Raw genomic sequence first — 18350 nt, 5'->3', positions numbered from 1 at the left:
CCCGGGCGGGCCCGGCGGCCCGGTCAGAGCGCCTGCGGATACGTGAAGAAGCGGTCCGGGTCGTACTGGTTCTTCAGCTTCTTCAGGCGGGCCGCCGCGTCTCCGTAGTAGGCCGTGCGCCAGTTCGTCAGGGTCGGGTCCGTGTAGTTCTGGTACGCCGCTCCCGAGGCGTACGGGCGCATCGCCCTGTGGGCCTCGGCCAGCCACTCGCGGGCCGTCGCACCGCTCGTGCCCGCCCGCCAGGCGCCGATGTACTGCGCCAGCATGCGCGAGCGGCGGTGCACGAAGGCCGTGGACGTCGGGGAGACCCGGTTGACCGCTCCGCCGAGCGCCGTGAGCGCGATGCTGCCCGTGCCGCCGCGCACCGAGGCGATCCGCGCCAGCAGCGTGCGGACGCCGGCCTCGGACAGGGAGCGGTCGAAGAAGTCGGAGGCCGCCGCGTACGTCTCCCGGCCGAGCGCGCCCTTCGGTGAGCGGCCCGGGGTCGAGCCGGGCAGATGGCACTGGGCGTCCGTCGGGAACGAGGAACAGCCCGCGTACACCTCCATGGACTCCTCGTACGAGCGGCGCTTCAGGGAGACGCTGCGGGCCGGGGCGCCGACGCGGTCGGCGAGGCGGTCCACGGCGTTCTTCAGCTCGCCGTACGTGCCGAGGGAGAACGCCGCGACGGAGACGGTCGGGGTGCTGCCCGCGGCGCTCGCCAGATGCAGGGACGACCAGATCTCGTCGGGCTGGGACGGTCCCCACTCCTGCCAGGCCTTCACCACCGCCGCCGCCTTCGGCCAGGGCCAGGACAGGTAGGCCGAGACGCCCTGCGGCGCGGGGTGGGTCCGGAAGTGCAGTTCGGTCACCACGCCGAAGTTGCCGTTGCCGGCGCCGCGCAGGGCCCAGAAGAGGTCCTTGTTCTCCCGGGCGTCGGCGGTGAGCTGCCGGCCGTCGGCGGTGATCAGGGTGGCCCGGGTGAGGCTGTCGCAGGTCAGGCCGTAGGCGCGGGAGACCACGCCGTGACCGCCGCCCAGGGTGAGGCCGGAGACGCCGACGGTGGGGCAGGAGCCGGCCGGGATGGTGACGCCCTTGGCGGCCAGGGCGCGGTAGACGTCGATGAGTTTGGCGCCGGCGCCGACCACGGCGGTGGTGCCGGATGCCCGGACGCCGTTGAGCTTCGAGACGTCGATGATCAGGCGGCCGTCGCCGGAGGACCAGCCGGCGTAGGAGTGGCCGCCGTTGCGGATGGCCACGCGCAGGGAGCGGCCGCGGGCGTGGGCCAGGGCCGTGCGGATGTCCTCGGGGTGGGCCACGTAGGCGACGGCGGCCGGCTTCAGGCTGTCGAAGCGGGTGTTGTAGAGCTGCCGCGCGGTCGCCCAGGCGGCGTCGCCGGGACGGATCAGGGGGCCGTCGAGGTCACGGGCGAGGGCCGCCCAGTCGGCGGCGGCGCGGGTGCGCCTGGTGGCCGCCGTGGGCGTGGAGCGGGGCTCCGCGTCCGTGCAGGCGGCGGCGAAGGGGGTCGCCGCCGCGGCGATCGCTGCCGTGCCGGCGGTGAGGACGGTGCGCCGTTCCATGGGACCTCCCGGGTGTTCCGTCGTGGGAGACGGGGTGCCGGGGGCTCGGGTTCCACGGGAACGGCCTCAGCCGGCCTGGTGGTTCTGAGCGTCCGTGCGTGCCTGGCTTCTGGCCCGTCTCGCCGGGCCGCGCCAGCCGCAGGAGCACTCCGCCCTGCAGAAGCGGCCCTGCTCCATGGTCGTCGTGCGGTGTTCCGGGAGGTGGGGGGTGAGTTCCAGCCCGTCCTGCTGCGCCACGACGACAACGGTACCCAGCGCGGGTAAACGGTTCGTATGCCGGACGGCGTGGCGCGCGTGACGGGGGAACATACCGGTCGTTAAGGGGAACGACGAGGGGGCCCGTGACGGACGTACCGGCTGGGGGTAGGCAGGCGATGACTGGGCGGCAGCGGGATCGGCGGCGCGGGCGGACGGGTGCGGCGGTCGTCGCGGCCGCGGCCGTGGCCGGAGTGGGACTGGGCGCGGGAGGCTGCGCGGGCGGGGACGCCGTCGCGGAGGACTCCCGGGGCGGGGACGCCGTGGCGCTGCTGCACCGGGCCGCGGACCGGCTGGTGGAGGCGGGGAGTTCGAAGGCCCGTACGTCGATGGAGATGGCGGCCGGGGGGACCCGGGTGACCATCCGGGGCGCCGGGGTCTACGACTACCGCCGGCGGCTGGGGCGGCTGCGGGTGCTGCTGCCGCAGGATCCCGCGGGAGCCGCAGGGGGCAGGACCGTCACGGAACTGCTCGCGCCGGGTGCGCTGTTCATGAAGAACCGGGGCGCCGGTGTGCCCCCGGACAAGTGGGTGCGGGTGGACACCCGGACCCTGTCCGACGGGAATCTGGTCACCGGCGGGGCCACCGACCCGTTCGCCGCGGCGGAGGTGCTGCGCGGCACCCGGACGGCGACGTACCTGGGCCGCACGGAGGTCGCGGGCACCGGCGTGCGCCACTACCGGGGCACGGCGGACCTGGGGGACGCCGCGAGACGGGCGTCGGACGGCAACGCGGCGTCCCTGCGCGCGGCGGCGAAAGGGTTCGCCACGGCCGCGGTCCCGTTCGACGTCTACCTCGACGACCAGGGGCGCGTCCGCAAGGTCCGCCACCGCTTCAGCTTCGTGAACGGGCAGCGCAAGAGCCCGGTCGCCGTCGCCTCGACGACCCTGCTCTACGAGTTCGGGGCCCCGGCGCGAGTCCGGCTGCCGGACGACGAGGACATCTACGCGGGCCGGATCGCCGAGCAGTGACCGGCGTGAACTAGCCCGTCCGTGCCATGCGCGGGGCGTGGGCCGCTCCCTACTCTAGGAAGCCGGTGACGGCAGAGATGAGGTGATGCACGTGGCTCCGGTCGGCGGTACGGCAGTTCAGGACCACGTGGCCCTCGCCGAGATCGAGCTGTGCGGAGAGCTGATCATCGCGGCCTCGGCCGCCCAGGAACGGCTCAGCCTGGCGAGCATCGACGAGGTGCTGCGAGTGGCCGAGGAGCGGGACGCCCCCGCGGGCTGACCCCGGGCCGGTTCACGTCCGCAGCATGCGGGCGATGGCCTGGGTCGCCTCCTTCACCTTCGCCTCGACCTCGTCCCCGCCCTTGACCGCCGCGTCGGCGACGCAGTGGCGCAGATGCTCCTCCAGCAGTTGCAGGGCGAAGGACTGCAGGGCCTTCGTGGAGGCGGAGACCTGCGTGAGTATGTCGATGCAGTAGACGTCCTCGTCGACCATGCGCTGCAGGCCGCGGATCTGGCCCTCGATCCGGCGCAGGCGCTTGAGGTGCTCGTCCTTCTGCTTGTGGTACCCGTGCACGCCGCGGTCGTGGTCCGTGACGGCCGTGTCCGCCCCGGTGTCCGCGGTGCCGGGGGTGACATTCGCGACATCTGTGGTGCCGGTCACGTCCGTCATCGCGTCCTCCTGGTGGGCAGTGGGCCGATATATACCCCTGGTGGGTATATGGTACCGAACTTTGCCGGGTACACGGCCCTCGGACCGCCCCCGTACTCATCACTGTGCCTGATGGGCGACACTGGTGGGCGGCCCGATAGCCGTGGCCGGATGATGCGCCTAGCATCAGCCTGACCGAAACCGAAGCAAGCCGAGGACCCCACGTGCGCTTTCGTCTGACCCCCAGGGAGACGAGCTTCTACGACATGTTCGCCGCCTCCGCGGACAACATCGTCACGGGCTCCAAGCTCCTGATGGAACTGCTCGGGGCGGACGCCTCCGCCCGGGCCGAGATCGCAGAGCGTATGCGGGCAGCGGAACACGCGGGTGACGACGCCACGCACGCGATCTTCCACCAGCTGAACTCCTCCTTCATCACGCCCTTCGACCGCGAGGACATCTACTCCCTCGCCTCGTCCCTCGACGACATCATGGACTTCATGGAGGAGGCCGTCGACCTGGTCGTCCTCTACAACGTCGAGGAACTGCCCAAGGGCGTCGAGCAGCAGATCGAGGTCCTGGCGCGCGCCGCCGAACTGACGGCCGAGGCCATGCCGCACCTGCGCACCATGGAGAACCTCACCGAGTACTGGATCGAGGTCAACCGGCTGGAGAACCAGGCCGACCAGATCCACCGCAAGCTGCTCGCGCACCTCTTCAACGGCAAGTACGACGCCATCGAGGTCCTGAAGCTCAAGCAGATCGTGGACGTGCTGGAGGAAGCGGCGGACGCGTTCGAGCACGTGGCGAACACGGTGGAGACCATCGCCGTCAAGGAGTCCTGAGCCCTTCATGGACACCTTTGCTCTGGTCGTGACCATCGGGGTCGCGCTCTTCTTCACGTACACCAACGGTTTCCACGACTCGGCGAACGCGATCGCCACCTCCGTGTCGACCCGGGCGCTCACGCCGCGGGCGGCGCTGGCGATGGCCGCGGTGATGAACCTGCTCGGCGCGTTCATGGGCTCCGGGGTCGCCAAGACGGTCAGCGAGGGCCTGATCCAGACACCGGAGGGGTCGAAGGGGATGGGCATCCTCTTCGCCGCGCTGGTCGGGGCGATCGTCTGGAACCTGATCACCTGGTACTTCGGGCTGCCCTCGTCCTCCTCGCACGCGCTGTTCGGCGGCATGGTCGGGGCAGCGCTGGCCGGTGGCACGACCGTCTACTGGCACGGGGTGCTGGAGAAGGTCGTCATCCCCATGTTCATCTCCCCGGTGGTCGGCCTGCTGGCCGGTTACCTGGTGATGACCGCGATCATGTGGATGTTCCGCAAGGCCAACCCGCACAAGGCCAAGCGCGGTTTCCGCATAGCCCAGACCGTCTCGGCGGCCGGCATGGCGCTGGGACACGGTCTGCAGGACGCGCAGAAGACGATGGGCATCGTGGTGATGGCGCTCGTCATCGCCGACGTCGAGGACTACGGCGACCCGATCCCGGTCTGGGTGAAGATCGCCTGTGCGGTGATGCTGTCGCTGGGCACGTACGCCGGCGGCTGGCGGATCATGCGGACGCTGGGGCGGAAGATCATCGAGCTGGACCCGCCGCAGGGCTTCGCCGCCGAGACGACGGGCGCGTCGATCATGTTCGCCACGGCGTTCCTGTTCAAGGCGCCGATCTCGACGACCCACGTGATCACCTCGGCGATCATGGGCGTGGGGGCGACCAAGCGCGTGAACGCCGTGCGCTGGGGTGTCGCCAAGAACATCATCCTGGGCTGGTTCATCACCATGCCGGCGGCGGCGACGGTGGCCGCGGCCTCCTTCGGGCTGGTGCACCTGGCGTTCCTCTGACCGGGACGCCGCCCGGCCGGAAAACGGCCGGCACCCACACGAAAAGGCCCGCCCCCGGGAGCCGGGGGCGGGCCCTTTTCGGCCTCGCGGTGGCACCGCCATGCAGCACCGCGAGGAGTCTCGGCGGAGGGCGGCTCAGCCGAAGCGGCCGGAGATGTAGTCCTCCGTGGCCTGGACCGACGGGTTGGAGAAGATCCGCTCCGTGTCGTCGATCTCGATGAGCTTGCCGGGCTGGCCGACCGCCGCGAGGTTGAAGAACGCCGTGCGGTCGGAGACCCGGGCGGCCTGCTGCATGTTGTGCGTCACGATGACGATCGTGAAGCGCTCCTTCAGCTCGCCGATCAGGTCCTCGATCGCCAGGGTGGAGATCGGGTCGAGCGCCGAGCAGGGCTCGTCCATGAGCAGGACGTTCGGCTCCACCGCGATCGCCCGCGCGATGCACAGGCGCTGCTGCTGGCCGCCGGACAGGCCCGAGCCGGGCTTGTTCAGGCGGTCCTTGACCTCGTTCCAGAGGTTCGCGCCCTTGAGCGACCGCTCGACGATGTCCGCCAGCTCGCTCTTCTTGTAGTTGCCGTTCAGCCGCAGGCCCGCCGCCACGTTGTCGAAGATCGACATCGTGGGGAACGGGTTCGGCCGCTGGAACACCATGCCGACCTCGCGGCGCACCGACACCGGGTCGATGCCCGTGCCGTAGAGGTCCTCGTCGTCCAGCAGCACCTTGCCCTCGACCCGGCCGCCGGCCGTGACCTCGTGCATACGGTTCAGGGTGCGCAGGAACGTCGACTTGCCGCAGCCGGACGGGCCGATGAACGCCGTCACCGAGCGCGGCTCGACGGTCATCGAGATGTCCTCGATCGCCTTGTGGGAGCCGTAGTAGGCGGTCAGTCCGCTGACGTCGATTCGCTTGGCCATGACTACTTCACTTCCAGACTTCAGTCGCTGTATGGCCGCGTCAGCGACCGGTCTTGGGGGCCTTCCAGCGGGCGATGCCGCGAGCCACCAGGTTGAGGATCATCACGAAGGCGATCAGCGTGAGCGACGCCGCCCAGGCGCGGTCGTAGGCCGTGACCTCGCCCGAGCCGTACTGCTGGTAGATGTACAGCGGCAGCGACGCCTGCGCGCCCTCGAAGGGGTTGGCGTTGATGAACTTGCTGCCGAACACCAGCAGCAGCACGGGCGCGGTCTCACCGGCGATGCGGGCGATGGCCAGCATGATGCCGGTGGTGATGCCGCCGACCGAGGTCGGCAGGACCACCTTGAGGATGGTGCGCCACTTCGGCACACCGAGCGCCAGGGAGGCCTCGCGCAGCTCGTTCGGGACGAGCTTGAGCATCTCCTCCGTGGAGCGGACCACGACCGGCATCATCAGGATCGCCAGGGCGAGCGAGCCGGCGAAGCCGAAGGGCTGCATGTCGAACATCAGCATGAGGCTGAGGATGAACAGGCCCGCGACGATCGACGGGATGCCGGTCATGACGTCGACGAAGAACGTGACGGCCCGGGCGAGGTTGCCGCGTCCGTACTCCACCAGGTAGATCGCGGTGAGCACGCCGACCGGCGCGGCGATCAGGGTGGCCAGGCCGACCTGCTGCAGCGTGCCGAGGATGGCGTGGTAGATGCCGCCGCCCGTCTCGGAGTCGGCGACCACGCCCATCGAGTGGGTCAGGAAGTAGACGTCGAGGACCTTGGTGCCGCGCTCCACGGTCGACCACACCAGCGAGGCCAGCGGCACCACGGCGAGCAGGAACGCGACCCACACCAGCGAGGTGACCACGCGGTCCTTGGCCTGGCGGCGGTTCTCCACCTTCGCCGCGATGACGTACGTGCCGACGATGTACAGCAGGGCGGCGATCAGCGCCCACTGGATGTCGCTGTGCAGGCCGGCGGCGGCGCTGATGCCGAGGCCGGCCGCGACGGACCCGGCGGCGATGGCCCACGGGGCCCACTTGGGCAGGCGGGCGCCCTGCAGGGTGCTGGGGCGCTTGGGGGTGATGGTTGCGGTGCTCATGCGTTGGCCCCCGAGTACTCCTTGCGGCGGGCGATGATCGCGCGGGCCGCGCCGTTGACCAGCAGGGTGATGACGAACAGGACCAGACCCGAGGCGATCAGCGCGTCACGGCCGAACTCGGTCGCCTCGCTGAACTTGCTGGCGATGTTCTGGGCGAAGGTGCCGCCGCCCGGGTCGAGCAGGCTGGTGTGGATCAGGAAGTCCGGGGAGAGCACGGTGGCGACGGCCATCGTCTCGCCGAGGGCGCGGCCGAGGCCGAGCATCGAGGCGGAGATCACGCCGGAGCGGCCGAAGGGCAGGACCGACATGCGGATCACTTCCCAGCGGGTGGCGCCGAGAGCGAGGGCGGCCTCCTCGTGCATCTGCGGGACCTGGCGGAAGACCTCGCGGCTCACGTTGGTGATGATCGGCAGGATCATGATCGCGAGCAGGATGCCCACGGTGAGCATCGAGCGCGGGGCGCCGTTCTGCCAGGAGAAGATGCCGGTCCAGCCGAGGTAGTCGTTCAGCCAGCCGAAGAGGCCGTTCATGTACGGCACGAGCACAAGGGCGCCCCACAGGCCGTACACGATGGACGGCACGGCGGCGAGCAGGTCGATCACGTAGGCGATGGGACCGCTCAGCCGGCGCGGGGCGTAGTGCGTGAGGAACAGGGCGATGGCGACGGCGATCGGGACCGCGATGATCATGGCGATGATCGAGGAGACGATCGTGCCGTAGGCCAGGACCGCGATGCCGAAGACCGGCGGGTTGACGCCGGTGTTCCATTCGAAGGTCGTGAGGAAGTTGCCCTCGTCCTTGCTGATGGCGAGGACGGCGCGGTAGGTGAGGAAGCCCGCGATCGCGGCCATGATGACCAGCAGCAGGATGCCCGAACCGCGCGAGAGGCCGAGGAAGATCCGGTCGCCGGGGCGGGTGGCCCCACGGGCGGCGCGCTTCTCCTCGGGCGAGGGCGTCGGGGTGGGGGGAGGTGCGTCAGCTATCTGTGTGGTGTCCATCGGGTTCTCCGGTCTGCGGAACCGCAACGGCTGTGCGGCTCTTGGCGGCGGTGCACCGGACGGTGCGGCCCGGTCCCGCGCGGGGACCGGACCGCACGCTCAGGTCAGCTCAGGCTCTCGACGGTGGTCCGAACCTTGGCGATGATGTCCTCGGGCATGGGCGCGTAGTCGTTCTCCGCGAGGATCTTCTGACCGTCCTCCGAGGCCGCGTAGCGCAGGAACGCCTTGACCGCGGGGAGCGTCTCGGCCTTGTTGCCCTTGTCGCAGACGATCTCGTAGGTCACCAGGACCATCGGGTAGGCGCCGTCGGCCTTGGTCGCGTAGTTCAGCTCCAGGGCGAGGTCCTTGCCGGTGCCGACGACCTTGGCGTCGGCGATGGCCTTGGTGGCGTTCTCGACGTTCGCCTCGACCGGCTCGGCCGCGCCGGTGTCGATGGCGACGGTCTTGATGCCGTCCTTGGCGTACGACAGCTCGAAGTAGCCGATCGCGCCGGCGGTCTGCTTCACCTGCGCGGCGACGCCGGAGGACTGCGGAGCGGACTGGCCGCCCTTGGCCTGCCAGGCCTTGCCGCCCTCGTAGGGGAAGTCCTTCTTGGCGGTGGCGATCAGGTACTTGGTGAAGTTGTCCGTGGTGCCGGACTCGTCCGAGCGGTGGAACGCCTGGATCTTGAGGTCGGGCAGCTTCGCGTCGGGGTTCAGCTTCGCGATGGCCTGGTCGTTCCACTTGGTGATCTTGCTGTCGAAGATCTTGGCGATCGTCGAGGCGTCCAGGACGAGCTTGTCGACGCCCGGGACGTTGTAGCCGACGGCGATCGGACCGCCGACCATGGGCAGGTCGATGCCCTGGCCGCCGGAGCAGACCTTCTTGGAGGCCTCGACCTCGTCGGGCTTCAGGGCGGAGTCCGAACCGGCCCACGGGACCTGGCCCTGGGTGAAGGCGGTGACACCGGCGCCGGAACCGCCGGCCTTGTAGTTGATCTCCACCTTGCAGGCCGCCGAGAACTGCTTGACCCACGCGTCCACGGCGTTCTTCTGCGCGGAGGAGCCGTCGGCGAGGACCTGGCCCGAGGCGTCGTCACACTTGATGTTGCCGGGCGCGGCGGCGTTGGACGAGGAGCCGTCGCTGCCACCTCCGGTCTCGTCGGAGCCGCACGCCGTGAGGGCCAGGGCGCCGGAGACGGCGAGAGCACCGAGAGCGAGGGCCCGCCGGTTCATGCGCTGAAGCTTCACTTGAGTTCCTTCCAGGAGCCGCCGTCCTGAATCGGCGGCGTGCGAAGACTGGCCGACGCGAACGCGCGGCAGGCGCGTCTCGCATCCGGTACGGCCGAAAGTAGGCAGATCAGATGAAGCCGCCGATGGCCGCACATGAACGAGGGGTGAACCCCTGCCGACGGTGTGGTTAGGTCACGGAATGCTCACGGGGAGAGCACGTGAGGATTCCGCTTCTCGCGCGCGTCCGTCTGGACAACGGCGGACGGTCTCAGTCCGCTCCGCCGGCGGGCCGGGGGCCGTGCGGCGCGGCCAGCAGCGCGTCGATCAAGGGCCGGTCGTGGGGCTGGGTCAGCCGGGCGCGGGCCGCCTCCGGCGACAGCCACGCGAGGTGATCGACCTCGTCGTTCGGGCTGAACGCGCAGCTCACCGCCTCGGCGGCCCAATAGCGCACCTGCTTGGGCCGGCCGTTGGCCAGGTAGCGCAGGGTCGCCAGCTCCGTACCGGGCACGGCCCGGCAGCCGGTCTCCTCCGCCACCTCGCGCAGGGCGCCGGCCAGCGCGTCCTCGCCGCGCTTCAGCTTGCCCTTCGGCCACGACCAGTCGTCGTATTTCGGCCGGTGCACAAGACAGAGCTCCACCTCGCCGGAGCCGGGCGAGCGGCGCCACAGGACGCAGCCCGCGGCCTGGACGGTGGTGTCCTCGGGTGAGCCCACCGCCTTCACCGCCTTCCGGGTGCCGTGCCGGTCATGACGCGCTGACCGTCTCCTTCTGCCAGGCCTGCTGGAACGCGAAACGTGCCGCCTCCACCTCGTGCCGCTGGTCGGCGTGGAGCACGCCGAGGGCGTACGCCGTGGCCGGGGCGATCCTGGGCGTGCGGGCCGCCTGGGCCGCCGCCGCTGCCGCCTCCGAGGCGTCGCGGTGCCGGTTCAGGGCCTGGCCGGCGGAGAGCAGGCGCAGGTCGACGACCGCGTTCCCCTTGGGGCCGGTGAGGGCCTCGCGGGCGTAGCGGTGCAGGCGCAGCAGCAGCCGGACCTGGTGCCACGGGGCGTCCTGGGGGTGCGGGACGGTGTCCGGGGACAGGCCGTGGACGAGGGCCGCGGCGTTGTAGGGATGGCCCGCGGTGACCAGGGGCAGGGCGGTCACGGCGTCCCGCAGGCGTTCCTCCGCCGCCGTGGCGTGCGGGCGCAGGTCGGTCGCGGCCGCCGTGGTGCGCAGGGGGACCTCGCTGGCCAGGACCGCGACCTTGTCCGCGACGGCGTGGAAGCGGCTGCTGCCCAGGGCCTGCAGGGCGGTGGAGTGGGCCCGGGTGCGGGCGAGGGTGAGCTGGCGGTCCAGGAGGGCGCCCGCCTTGGCCGCTCCCACGGTGAGGTTGCCCCGCTCGGGCGCGGCGGTGGCGGCGGTCGCGGTGGCGCGCGCCCCGGCGTCCCGGGCGCGCGGGCTCGCCGGCCCGTCCGCGCCCGCCGCCTGGGACGGGAACGCCGTCGACCCCGACAGCCGGTGCAGGGCCGTCAGCAGGCGTTCCAGGCGGGCCGTGTACGCGTGCTCCATCGCCAGCGTGCCGGAGACCCAGGCCAGCTCCGGGCGCATGCTCTCGCACCAGTCCGAGTCCAGCAGCGGCTGGAAGGTGTGCAGGCTGGCGCTGATGCGGCGGGCCGAGCGGCGCAGGGCGCGGGCCGCCTCCGCGGACGCCTCGGAACCGTGCGTCCCCGACCCCGTCTCCCGGTGCAGGCGCAGCGCCCGGAGGAACTCCGTGGCCTGGTCCCGCAGGTAGCCCGCGAGGGTGTCACCGGTGGGGTCGGTCCCGACGGGCCCGGTCCGGGGATCCGCCGGGTCAAGGTGTTGCTGTGCCACGCCGGCGCCTCCGGGCGTCTATGAGCATCTCCTGGACGTTGCGCAGGGGCTGGCCGTCCGCGTCGGTCGCATGCCGGGTCCATTCGCCGTCCGGGCCGAGGTGCCAGGAGGCGGTGGAGTCGGACATGCCGGTCTCCAGCAGCCGGTTCAGGGCTGCCCGGTGGGCCGGGTCGGTGACCCTGACCAGGGCCTCTATCCGGCGGTCGAGGTTGCGGTGCATCATGTCGGCGCTGCCGATCCACACCTCGGGCTCGCCGCCGTTGCCGAAGGCGAAGACCCGGGAGTGCTCCAGGAAGCGGCCGAGGATCGAGCGGACCCGGATGTTCTCCGACAGGCCCGCGACGCCCGGGCGCACCGCGCAGATGCCGCGCACCCAGATGTCCACCGGCACGCCCGCCTGGGCGGCCCGGTAGCAGGCGTCGATGACGGCCTCGTCGACCATCGAGTTGACCTTGATGCGGACGTACGCGGGCCGGCCCGCGCGGTGGTGCTGGATCTCCTTGGTGATCCGGGAGACCAGGCCGTCGCGCAGCGACTTCGGGGCCACCAGCAGGCGGCGGTAGGTCTCGCGGCGCGAGTAGCCGGAGAGCCGGTTGAACAGGTCCGACAGGTCCGCGCCGACCTGCGGGTCGGCCGTGAGCAGGCCGAGGTCCTCGTAGAGCCGGGCCGTCTTCGGGTGGTAGTTGCCGGTGCCGACGTGGCTGTAGCGCCGCAGTGTCTCGCCCTCCTGGCGGACCACCAGCGACAGCTTGCAGTGGGTCTTCAGCCCGACCAGGCCGTAGACCACGTGGCAGCCGGCCTCTTCCAGCTTGCGGGCCCACTTGATGTTGGCGTGCTCGTCGAACCGGGCCTTGATCTCGACCAGGACCAGCACCTGCTTGCCGGACTCGGCGGCCTCGATCAGGGCGTCGACTATCGGGGAGTCGCCGGAGGTGCGGTACAGGGTCTGCTTGATCGCCAGGACGTCCGGGTCGCCGGCCGCCTGCTCGAGGAAGGCCTGCACGGAGGTGGAGAAGGAGTCGTACGGGTGGTGCAGCAGCACGTCCCGCTCGCGCAGCGCGGCGAAGATGTCCGGCGCGGACGCCGACTCGACCTCGGCGAGGTCGCGGTGGGTGCCGGCGACGAACTTGCGGTACTTCAGTTCCGGCCGGTCCAGCGAGGCGATCCGGAACAGGCCCGTGAGGTCGAGCGGGCCCGGCAGCGGGTACACCTCGGCCTCGCTGATCTTCAGCTCGCGCACCAGCAGGTCCAGGACCTCGCGGTCGATGGACTCCTCGACCTCCAGGCGCACCGGCGGGCCGAAGCGGCGCCGCATGAGCTCCTTCTCCAGGGCCTGGAGCAGGTTCTCCGCGTCGTCCTCCTCGACCTCCAGGTCCTCGTTGCGGGTGAGGCGGAAGGCGTGGTGCTCCAGGACCTCCATGCCCGGGAACAGCTCCTCCAGGTGGGCGGCGATGATGTCCTCGATGGGGACGTAGCGGCCCGGGGAGCTCTCCAGGAAGCGGGACAGCAGCGGCGGCACCTTCACCCGGGCGAAGTGCTTGTGGCCGGTGACCGGGTTGCGCACCACGACGGCCAGGTTCAGGGACAGGCCGGAGATGTACGGGAAGGGGTGCGCCGGGTCGACCGCCAGCGGCGTCAGCACCGGGAAGATCTGGTGCCGGAACAGGGTGAACAGGCGGGCCTGCTCCTTCTCCTGCAGCTCGCTCCAGCGGACCAGGTGGATGCCCTCCTCCGCGAGTGCGGGGGCGACGTCCTCGTGGTAGCAGGCGGCGTGCCGGGCCATGAGCTCGCGGGAGCGGGCCCAGATCATCTCCAGCACCTCGCGGGGCTGCAGACCGGAGGCGGAGCGGGTGGCCACGCCGGTGGCGATGCGGCGCTTCAGACCGGCCACCCGGACCATGAAGAACTCGTCCAGGTTGCTGGCGAAGATCGCCAGGAAGTTGGCCCGCTCCAGCAGCGGCGTGTTCGGGTCCTCGGCGAGCTCGAGCACGCGCTCGTTGAACGCGAGCCAGCTGCGCTCCCGGTCGAGGAAGCGGCCCTGGGGCAGCTCCGGCCCGTCGTACGGCGACTCCTCGTAGCCGTCGAGGTCGGCGTCGATGTCGGGTTCCAGATCGGAGACCACCGCCGCCACCGTGTGCGGGCGGTGGGCTGCTATGGAGCCCACGGAGGGCTGCGCGTGCTGGACCTGTGCCTGGGTGTTCGGCTGGCTCATGGACCCATTCTTCCGCGCCGCGAGCATCACGGGCGCGTCGGACAGCGCGGGCGGGAGCGGCGGTGTCACACGAGTGCTCCCGTTTCCCTCGGGCCCCTCGCGGGGCGGGGAAGGCTCGGGCACGGCGGGATTCATTGGCCGAGCGTCGCAAGCCCGTCTGAATCAATGGTTACGGAGACATGACGTCCGGGACACCGGGGGGCGGACCGCGGGGGTGCCCGGGCCCCGGGGCGGCGGCCGGGCCGGTCGTCCACAGGCTGTGGGCGGTGCCGTGCCGACGGCGCGCCCAGTGTCTCCGGCGCCGGGCCGCGCGTCCGTCCCGCCCGGGGCCGGAAACCGGGCGTGCTTTCGTGAACCGTTCGAGCGGGCCGGTCCGATGAGGAGACGTGAGCGAGACGAGAAGCGACGGGGAGCTGCTGCGGGCCGTCGCGGCGGACGCCGACCGGGGCGCCTTCGAGGAGCTGTACCGGCGCTACGCGCCGTGGCTCCGGGCCCGCCTGCGGGGACGGTGCGCCGATGTGAGCGTCGTCGACGACGTCGTGCAGGAGACCTTCCTCGCGGTGTGGCGGGGCAAGGCCCGCTACCGGGACGAGGGGTCCGGGGACGTCGCCGGGTGGCTGTGGCGCATCGGGTCGCGGCGGCTGGTGGACGCCCTGCGGGGCGACGGGGCACGGGGCCGGCTGCGGCAGGCCCTGGCGCGGCTGCGCCACCGCGACGAGGTGTCGGCGGAGGAACGCGTGCTCGCGGGGGTGGAGCACGGGGACCTCGCGGGCGCCCTGGTCCGGCTGTCGCCGGAGCTGCGGGCGGTGCTGCAGGCGACCGTCATCGACGGGCTGACCACCCGCGAGGCCGCCGTCCTGCTGGGGATCCCCCCGGGGACGGTCAAGACGCGGGCCATGCGGGCCCGCAAGCAGTTGCGGGAGGCACTGGCATGACCTGGCACGTACCCGAGGACGATCTGCGCGCCTACGCGCACGGCGGGCTGGCGGCGCCCGCGCTCTGGTCCGCCGACGCCCACCTGGCCTCCTGCGCCCGCTGCCGGGAGGTGCTGGCCGGCGTCAGCGACCCGGTCGCGCTCGACGCGGGGTGGGAGCGGCTGGACGCCGAGCTGGACGTGCCGCGCCCGGGACTGCTGGAGGGGCTGCTGGTGCGGCTCGGGGTCGCCGGGCACACCGCCCGGCTGCTCGCGGCGGCGCCCGTGCTGCGGCGCTCCTGGCTGGGGGCCGTCGTGGCCGTGCTGCTGCTCGGGGTGGCCGCCGGGCACGCCGTGCGCAGCGGGCAGTCCCCGACCCTCTTCCTCGCCCTCGCGCCGCTGCTGCCGCTGGCCGGGGTGGCGCTGTCGTACGGGCCCGCGCTGGATCCGACGTACGAGATGGCCGTCGTCGCGCCGATGCACGGGTTCCGGCTGCTGATGATCCGGACCGTGGCGGTGCTGACCGTCGTGCTGGGGCTGAACGGGCTGGCGACCCTCGCCCTGCCCGCCTACGGGCTGCACGCGCTGGCCTGGCTGCTGCCCGCGCTGGCGCTCACCGCGACCGGGCTCGCGCTCACCCCCCGGCTCGGGCCGGTGCTCGCGCCGTCGCTGGTCGGCGGCGCCTGGGTGGGCCTGCTGGTGCTGGCCCACGCGGCGCGGGCCGGCGGCGACGTGCCGCTCGCGCCGTTCACCGCCGCCGGGCAGGGCGTGGCCGCCGTGGTCGCCGCGCTCGCCGCCGGGCTGCTCTTCCTCCTCCGTGACCGCTTCGACCTCTTCCAGGGACGTGCCGTATGAATCCGACCGTGTCCGCCTCCGGGATCGGGCTCCGCTACGGCGGCACCCGCGCCCTCGACGACGTGTCGCTGCGCCTGAGCGGCGGTGTCACCGGGCTGCTCGGGCCCAACGGGGCCGGCAAGACCACCCTGTTGCGGGTGCTGGCGACCGCCCTGCCCGCCGACCGGGGGGCCTTCACCGTGCTCGGCCACGACCCGGCGACCGCCCGGGGACGGCTGGAGGTGCGGCGCCGGCTGGGCTACCTGCCGCAGACGCCCGGGTTCCACCCGGACTTCACGGCCTTCGAGTTCGTCGACTACGTGGCCATCCTCAAGGAGATGACCGACCGGGGCGTGCGCCACCGGGAGGTGCGGCGGGTGCTGGACGAGGTGGGCCTGGCGGAGGTGCGGGGCAAGCGGATGCGCAAGCTGTCCGGCGGGATGCGGCAGCGGGCCGCCCTCGCGGCCGCCCTCGTCGGGGACCCCGGTTTCCTGGTGCTGGACGAGCCGACCGTCGGTCTCGACCCCGAACAGCGCATGCGGTTCCGTGAGTTGATCGCCGGGGCCGGGGAGGGGCGCACGGTGCTGCTGTCCACCCACCAGACGGAGGACGTGGCGATGCTCTGCCACCGGGTGCTGGTGATGGCCGGCGGCCGGATCCGCTTCGAGGGCACCCCGGCCGAACTGACCGCGCGGGCCGCCGGACGGGTGTGGCGCAGCGCGGAGCGCGATCCGGGGGCGCGGGCCGGATGGCGCACCGGCACCGGGTCCTTCCGCAACGTCGGGGACCCGCCGGACGGAGCCGAACTCCTCGAACCCACCCTGGAGGACGGCTACCTGCTCACGCTCGACGCGGCCGGAGCGGAGGTGGCGGCATGACCGCGGTGCTGGACACGCGGGTCGCGGCCGGGCCGCGGACCGAGCCGGGCGGCTCCCGGGCCGCCGTGTGGGCGCTCGCCCTGTTCGAGTCCCGGCGTCTGCTGACCCGGGTCCCGGTGCTCGTGGCCTTCGCCGTGTACGTGGGCTGGACCGTGTGGCGCGGCGGGCGGTCCTGGGGCGAGTTCCCGGCGCTCCAGGACACGGACCGCGCCACCCAGGGCGCCCCGATGCTCGTCGGACTTGCGGTGCTGCTGTGCGTGAACCACGCCGCGCTGCGCTCCCACCGGCACCACACCGAGGCGCACCTCGCGGTGCTGGTCCTGCCGCCGTGGCGCCGTACGGCCGCCCACGCCCTGTCGGTGCTGGCCGCGGCGCTGGTGACCGCCGTGTGCGTGGCCGCGCAGTTCGGCCGGGAGGCGCTCAGGCCCGGCGCGATCGGGCACGGGTCGGTGGCCGAACTCCTCGTGGGACCGCTGACGGTGCTGCTGGCCGGGCTGCTCGGGCTGCTGGCGGCGACCCTGGTGCGGTCGGCGCTCGTCGCGCCGCTCGTCATCGTGTTCTGCCTGTTCGTGTTCCTCCTGGGCACCGGGGCGGGCGACGGCGGGGCGCAGTGGCTCATGCCCGTCGTCGGCGAGGCGAGCAGCAACACCCTGCCCACGGAGCTGATCGGCCGGCCCGCCGCCTGGCACGCCCTGTACCTGGCCGGGCTCGGGCTCACCCTCGGACTGCTGGCGGTCCTCGTGGCGGGCGGCCGCAGACCGGCCGTCCTCGCCGCGCTCGCCGGGGCGCTGGCCCTGACGGCGGTGGGCGGCACCGGCCAGTCGCAGGGTCTGTCCCCGGCGGTGGCGAAGGCGCGGGAACGGGCCTCGGCGCACCCGGAGCAGGTGCAGACCTGCGTCCGGCGCGAGGGGTCCACGTACTGCGCCTTCCCCGAGTGGGGACCGCGGGTCACGGAGTGGGCCCGGGTGGTGGACCGGGTGCGGTCGCTGGCCGGGGGCGCGGCGCACGAGCGGGACGTCGCCGTACGGCAGCGGATCGAGGCCCGGTACGGCCTCGACGGTGACGCGGCGCTGCCGTCCCTGACGCGTCCGTACGAGGTGACGGTGGGCACGCAGTGGGGCGGGAACCGGGTCCCCGAGTTCTCGGCCGCCGTGGCCGCCGTGCTGGTCGCGGGCGACGAGGAGGCCGCGACGTCGATCTGCGACGGCCGCATCGTCCCGGTGATGTGGCTGGCCGTGGGCTGGGAGTCCGAGCCCCTCGACGCCCTGCGTCGCGTCCGCCTCAACGACACGATCACCGGCTCCGACTCCGTGCTGCAGCCCACGAACGGCCTCTACATGACCGAGGCCCAGACCCAGGTGCTGCGCGCGCTGCTCGACCTGCCCCGCAAGGAGGCCACGGCACGCGTCAAGGAGCACTGGGCCGGCCTGACGAAGCCGAAGGTGACGGCGGCCGGAGCCGCGCGGCTGCTGGGCCTGCCCGCACCGGACGGCGAGGACAAGTGCCGGTGACCCGGCAGTTGCTGCTCCCCGTCCACCGGACCCTGCCGTGGGGGGCGATCGGCGCGGCCGGCACGGCGGGGCTGCTGCTCGCCGCGCTGACCCGGACCGGCGAGACGGCGGAACAGCTCTCGCTGCCCCTGCTGCGGGCCGCGGTCCTGGCCTTCGCGCTGGGCCTGGTGTTCCTGCTGGACGACCCGGCCCGGCACACCACGGCCACGGTGCCGGCCCCGCGCCCGCTGCGCGTCGCCCTGCGGACGGCCCTGGTGCTCCCGGCCGCGGCGGCCTGGTGGACGGTGGCGCTGCTGCTCGTGCCGCCGGACGTGCGACCCCCGGTCGGCGATCTCACGCTGGAGGCCGGCGCGGCCTTCGTCCTGGCGGTGACCGGCGCGGCGGCCGCGGTGCGCTTCACCGAGGCGGCCCGGCCCGGGCTGCCGGTGGCGGCCGGGCTGCTGACCACGGCCGTGCTGGCGATCCTGCTCTGGCCCGAGCGCTGGGCGCTGTTCGTGCCCGTGGACGACGAGCGCTGGGCGGCGGCGCACGACCGGTGGGCCGTGCTGCTGGCGGTGGCGGCGCTCGCGGGCGCGCTCTGCGCGCGGGAGCCGCTGCGGCGCCGGGTCCCGAGGTGGCCCCGGAAGGGGTGAACAGGCGGGTGCCCCGGGCGGCCGACGCCCGGGGCACTC

At 72.6% G+C, this 18350-nt stretch carries 19 protein-coding genes; 9 read left to right on the top strand and 10 right to left on the bottom strand.

Going from position 1 to position 18350, the window contains the following annotated elements; translation table 11 throughout:
* Positions 1-23 precede the first annotated feature (23 nt).
* Entirely contained in the window at positions 24-1559 is a 1536-nt protein-coding gene (locus ACF07N_RS27970) for an FAD-binding oxidoreductase (protein WP_392118015.1), read from the bottom strand.
* A gap of 66 nt (positions 1560-1625) precedes the next feature.
* A complete protein-coding gene (locus ACF07N_RS27965) occupies positions 1626-1796 on the bottom strand; it encodes a hypothetical protein (RefSeq protein ID WP_392118012.1) in 171 nt (56 codons plus the stop codon).
* 137 nt (positions 1797-1933) lie between these two features.
* Here ACF07N_RS27965 and ACF07N_RS27960 point away from each other — a divergent pair, with 137 nt between their 5' ends.
* Positions 1934-2785 carry a hypothetical protein gene (locus ACF07N_RS27960; RefSeq protein ID WP_392118009.1) on the top strand — a complete coding sequence of 284 codons (852 nt, stop codon included), beginning with the start codon at positions 1934-1936 and terminating at the stop codon, positions 2783-2785.
* A gap of 91 nt (positions 2786-2876) precedes the next feature.
* The gene (locus ACF07N_RS27955; protein WP_383335947.1) at positions 2877-3044 is read left to right on the top strand and encodes a hypothetical protein; all 168 of its coding nucleotides are present in this window, start codon (positions 2877-2879) and stop codon (positions 3042-3044) included.
* A 12-nt stretch (positions 3045-3056) separates the two neighbouring features.
* Here the strand turns inward: ACF07N_RS27955 and ACF07N_RS27950 are convergent, their stop codons facing one another.
* Positions 3057-3434 carry a metal-sensitive transcriptional regulator gene (locus ACF07N_RS27950; RefSeq protein WP_383335924.1) on the bottom strand — a complete coding sequence of 126 codons (378 nt, stop codon included), beginning with the start codon at positions 3432-3434 and terminating at the stop codon, positions 3057-3059.
* A gap of 203 nt (positions 3435-3637) precedes the next feature.
* On the opposite strand from ACF07N_RS27950, the gene ACF07N_RS27945 reads away from it, so the two are divergent.
* Together ACF07N_RS27945 and ACF07N_RS27940 are read left to right on the top strand one after the other, a co-directional pair.
* Entirely contained in the window at positions 3638-4258 is a 621-nt protein-coding gene (locus ACF07N_RS27945) for a DUF47 domain-containing protein (protein ID WP_020269925.1), read from the top strand.
* Positions 4259-4265: 7 nt separating this feature from the next.
* Positions 4266-5264 (top strand): anion permease, encoded by a 999-nt coding sequence (locus ACF07N_RS27940; RefSeq protein WP_383335923.1) that lies wholly within the window; start codon positions 4266-4268, stop codon positions 5262-5264.
* Positions 5265-5399: 135 nt separating this feature from the next.
* Here ACF07N_RS27940 and pstB read toward each other — a convergent pair whose 3' ends face one another.
* The 7 genes from pstB to ACF07N_RS27905 all read right to left on the bottom strand — a co-directional run bounded on the left by pstB (position 5400) and on the right by ACF07N_RS27905 (position 13678).
* Positions 5400-6176 carry a phosphate ABC transporter ATP-binding protein PstB gene (pstB, locus tag ACF07N_RS27935; protein ID WP_094055695.1) on the bottom strand — a complete coding sequence of 259 codons (777 nt, stop codon included), beginning with the start codon at positions 6174-6176 and terminating at the stop codon, positions 5400-5402.
* 40 nt (positions 6177-6216) lie between these two features.
* Positions 6217-7272: a phosphate ABC transporter permease PstA gene (gene pstA, locus ACF07N_RS27930; protein WP_383581576.1), complete on the bottom strand. Its 1056-nt coding sequence runs from the start codon at positions 7270-7272 to the stop codon at positions 6217-6219.
* Positions 7269-8270: a phosphate ABC transporter permease subunit PstC gene (pstC, locus tag ACF07N_RS27925; RefSeq protein ID WP_383344697.1), complete on the bottom strand. Its 1002-nt coding sequence runs from the start codon at positions 8268-8270 to the stop codon at positions 7269-7271. The genes pstA and pstC overlap by 4 nt, the downstream gene beginning before the upstream one ends.
* A 104-nt stretch (positions 8271-8374) precedes the next feature.
* Entirely contained in the window at positions 8375-9499 is a 1125-nt protein-coding gene (gene pstS, locus ACF07N_RS27920; RefSeq protein WP_383344700.1) for a phosphate ABC transporter substrate-binding protein PstS, read from the bottom strand.
* Positions 9500-9749: 250 nt separating this feature from the next.
* Positions 9750-10193 (bottom strand): NUDIX hydrolase, encoded by a 444-nt coding sequence (locus tag ACF07N_RS27915; RefSeq protein ID WP_383335919.1) that lies wholly within the window; start codon positions 10191-10193, stop codon positions 9750-9752.
* A 31-nt stretch (positions 10194-10224) separates the two neighbouring features.
* Complete coding sequence (locus ACF07N_RS27910; RefSeq protein WP_392118004.1) at positions 10225-11331, bottom strand: CHAD domain-containing protein; 1107 nt, start codon at positions 11329-11331, stop codon at positions 10225-10227.
* Positions 11312-13678 (bottom strand): RNA degradosome polyphosphate kinase, encoded by a 2367-nt coding sequence (locus ACF07N_RS27905; protein WP_392118001.1) that lies wholly within the window; start codon positions 13676-13678, stop codon positions 11312-11314. The genes ACF07N_RS27910 and ACF07N_RS27905 overlap by 20 nt, the downstream gene beginning before the upstream one ends.
* 251 nt (positions 13679-13929) lie before the next feature.
* On the opposite strand from ACF07N_RS27905, the gene ACF07N_RS27900 reads away from it, so the two are divergent.
* Genes ACF07N_RS27900 through ACF07N_RS27880 form a run of 5 tightly spaced genes read left to right on the top strand, consistent with a single transcriptional unit; the run spans position 13930 to position 18311 of the window.
* On the top strand, positions 13930-14478 hold the full coding sequence (locus ACF07N_RS27900; RefSeq protein WP_383335916.1) for an RNA polymerase sigma factor: 549 nt from the start codon (positions 13930-13932) through the stop codon (positions 14476-14478).
* Positions 14475-15311: a zf-HC2 domain-containing protein gene (locus ACF07N_RS27895; protein WP_392117998.1), complete on the top strand. Its 837-nt coding sequence runs from the start codon at positions 14475-14477 to the stop codon at positions 15309-15311. Before ACF07N_RS27900 ends, ACF07N_RS27895 begins: the two co-directional genes overlap by 4 nt.
* Complete coding sequence (locus ACF07N_RS27890) at positions 15308-16168, top strand: ABC transporter ATP-binding protein (RefSeq protein ID WP_392117996.1); 861 nt, start codon at positions 15308-15310, stop codon at positions 16166-16168. The genes ACF07N_RS27895 and ACF07N_RS27890 overlap by 4 nt, the downstream gene beginning before the upstream one ends.
* Positions 16165-17679 carry an ABC transporter permease gene (locus ACF07N_RS27885; protein ID WP_392117993.1) on the top strand — a complete coding sequence of 505 codons (1515 nt, stop codon included), beginning with the start codon at positions 16165-16167 and terminating at the stop codon, positions 17677-17679. The genes ACF07N_RS27890 and ACF07N_RS27885 overlap by 4 nt, the downstream gene beginning before the upstream one ends.
* Entirely contained in the window at positions 17676-18311 is a 636-nt protein-coding gene (locus ACF07N_RS27880; protein ID WP_392117991.1) for an ABC transporter, read from the top strand. Before ACF07N_RS27885 ends, ACF07N_RS27880 begins: the two co-directional genes overlap by 4 nt.
* The last annotated feature ends 39 nt before the right edge of the window (positions 18312-18350 follow it).

The sequence above is a fragment of the Streptomyces sp. NPDC015242 genome (assembly GCF_043079125.1).
GTDB lineage: Bacteria > Actinomycetota > Actinomycetes > Streptomycetales > Streptomycetaceae > Streptomyces.
The sequence above is the reverse complement of the archived record's forward strand: the minus strand, read 5'-3'. Positions and strand labels throughout refer to the sequence as shown.

Bases quoted from the DNA above. Each gene is read 5' to 3' on its own strand.
- ACF07N_RS27970 (WP_392118015.1), bottom strand. From the start codon at position 1,559: ATGGAACGGCGCACCGTCCTCACCGCCGGCACGGCAGCGATCGCCGCG.
- ACF07N_RS27960 (WP_392118009.1), top strand. From the start codon at position 1,934: ATGACTGGGCGGCAGCGGGATCGGCGGCGCGGGCGGACGGGTGCGGCG.
- ACF07N_RS27950 (WP_383335924.1), bottom strand. From the start codon at position 3,434: ATGACGGACGTGACCGGCACCACAGATGTCGCGAATGTCACCCCCGGC.
- ACF07N_RS27940 (WP_383335923.1), top strand. From the start codon at position 4,266: ATGGACACCTTTGCTCTGGTCGTGACCATCGGGGTCGCGCTCTTCTTC.
- pstB (WP_094055695.1), bottom strand. From the start codon at position 6,176: ATGGCCAAGCGAATCGACGTCAGCGGACTGACCGCCTACTACGGCTCC.
- pstA (WP_383581576.1), bottom strand. From the start codon at position 7,272: ATGAGCACCGCAACCATCACCCCCAAGCGCCCCAGCACCCTGCAGGGC.
- pstC (WP_383344697.1), bottom strand. From the start codon at position 8,270: ATGGACACCACACAGATAGCTGACGCACCTCCCCCCACCCCGACGCCC.
- ACF07N_RS27905 (WP_392118001.1), bottom strand. From the start codon at position 13,678: ATGAATCCCGCCGTGCCCGAGCCTTCCCCGCCCCGCGAGGGGCCCGAG.
- ACF07N_RS27895 (WP_392117998.1), top strand. From the start codon at position 14,475: ATGACCTGGCACGTACCCGAGGACGATCTGCGCGCCTACGCGCACGGC.
- ACF07N_RS27890 (WP_392117996.1), top strand. From the start codon at position 15,308: ATGAATCCGACCGTGTCCGCCTCCGGGATCGGGCTCCGCTACGGCGGC.
- ACF07N_RS27885 (WP_392117993.1), top strand. From the start codon at position 16,165: ATGACCGCGGTGCTGGACACGCGGGTCGCGGCCGGGCCGCGGACCGAG.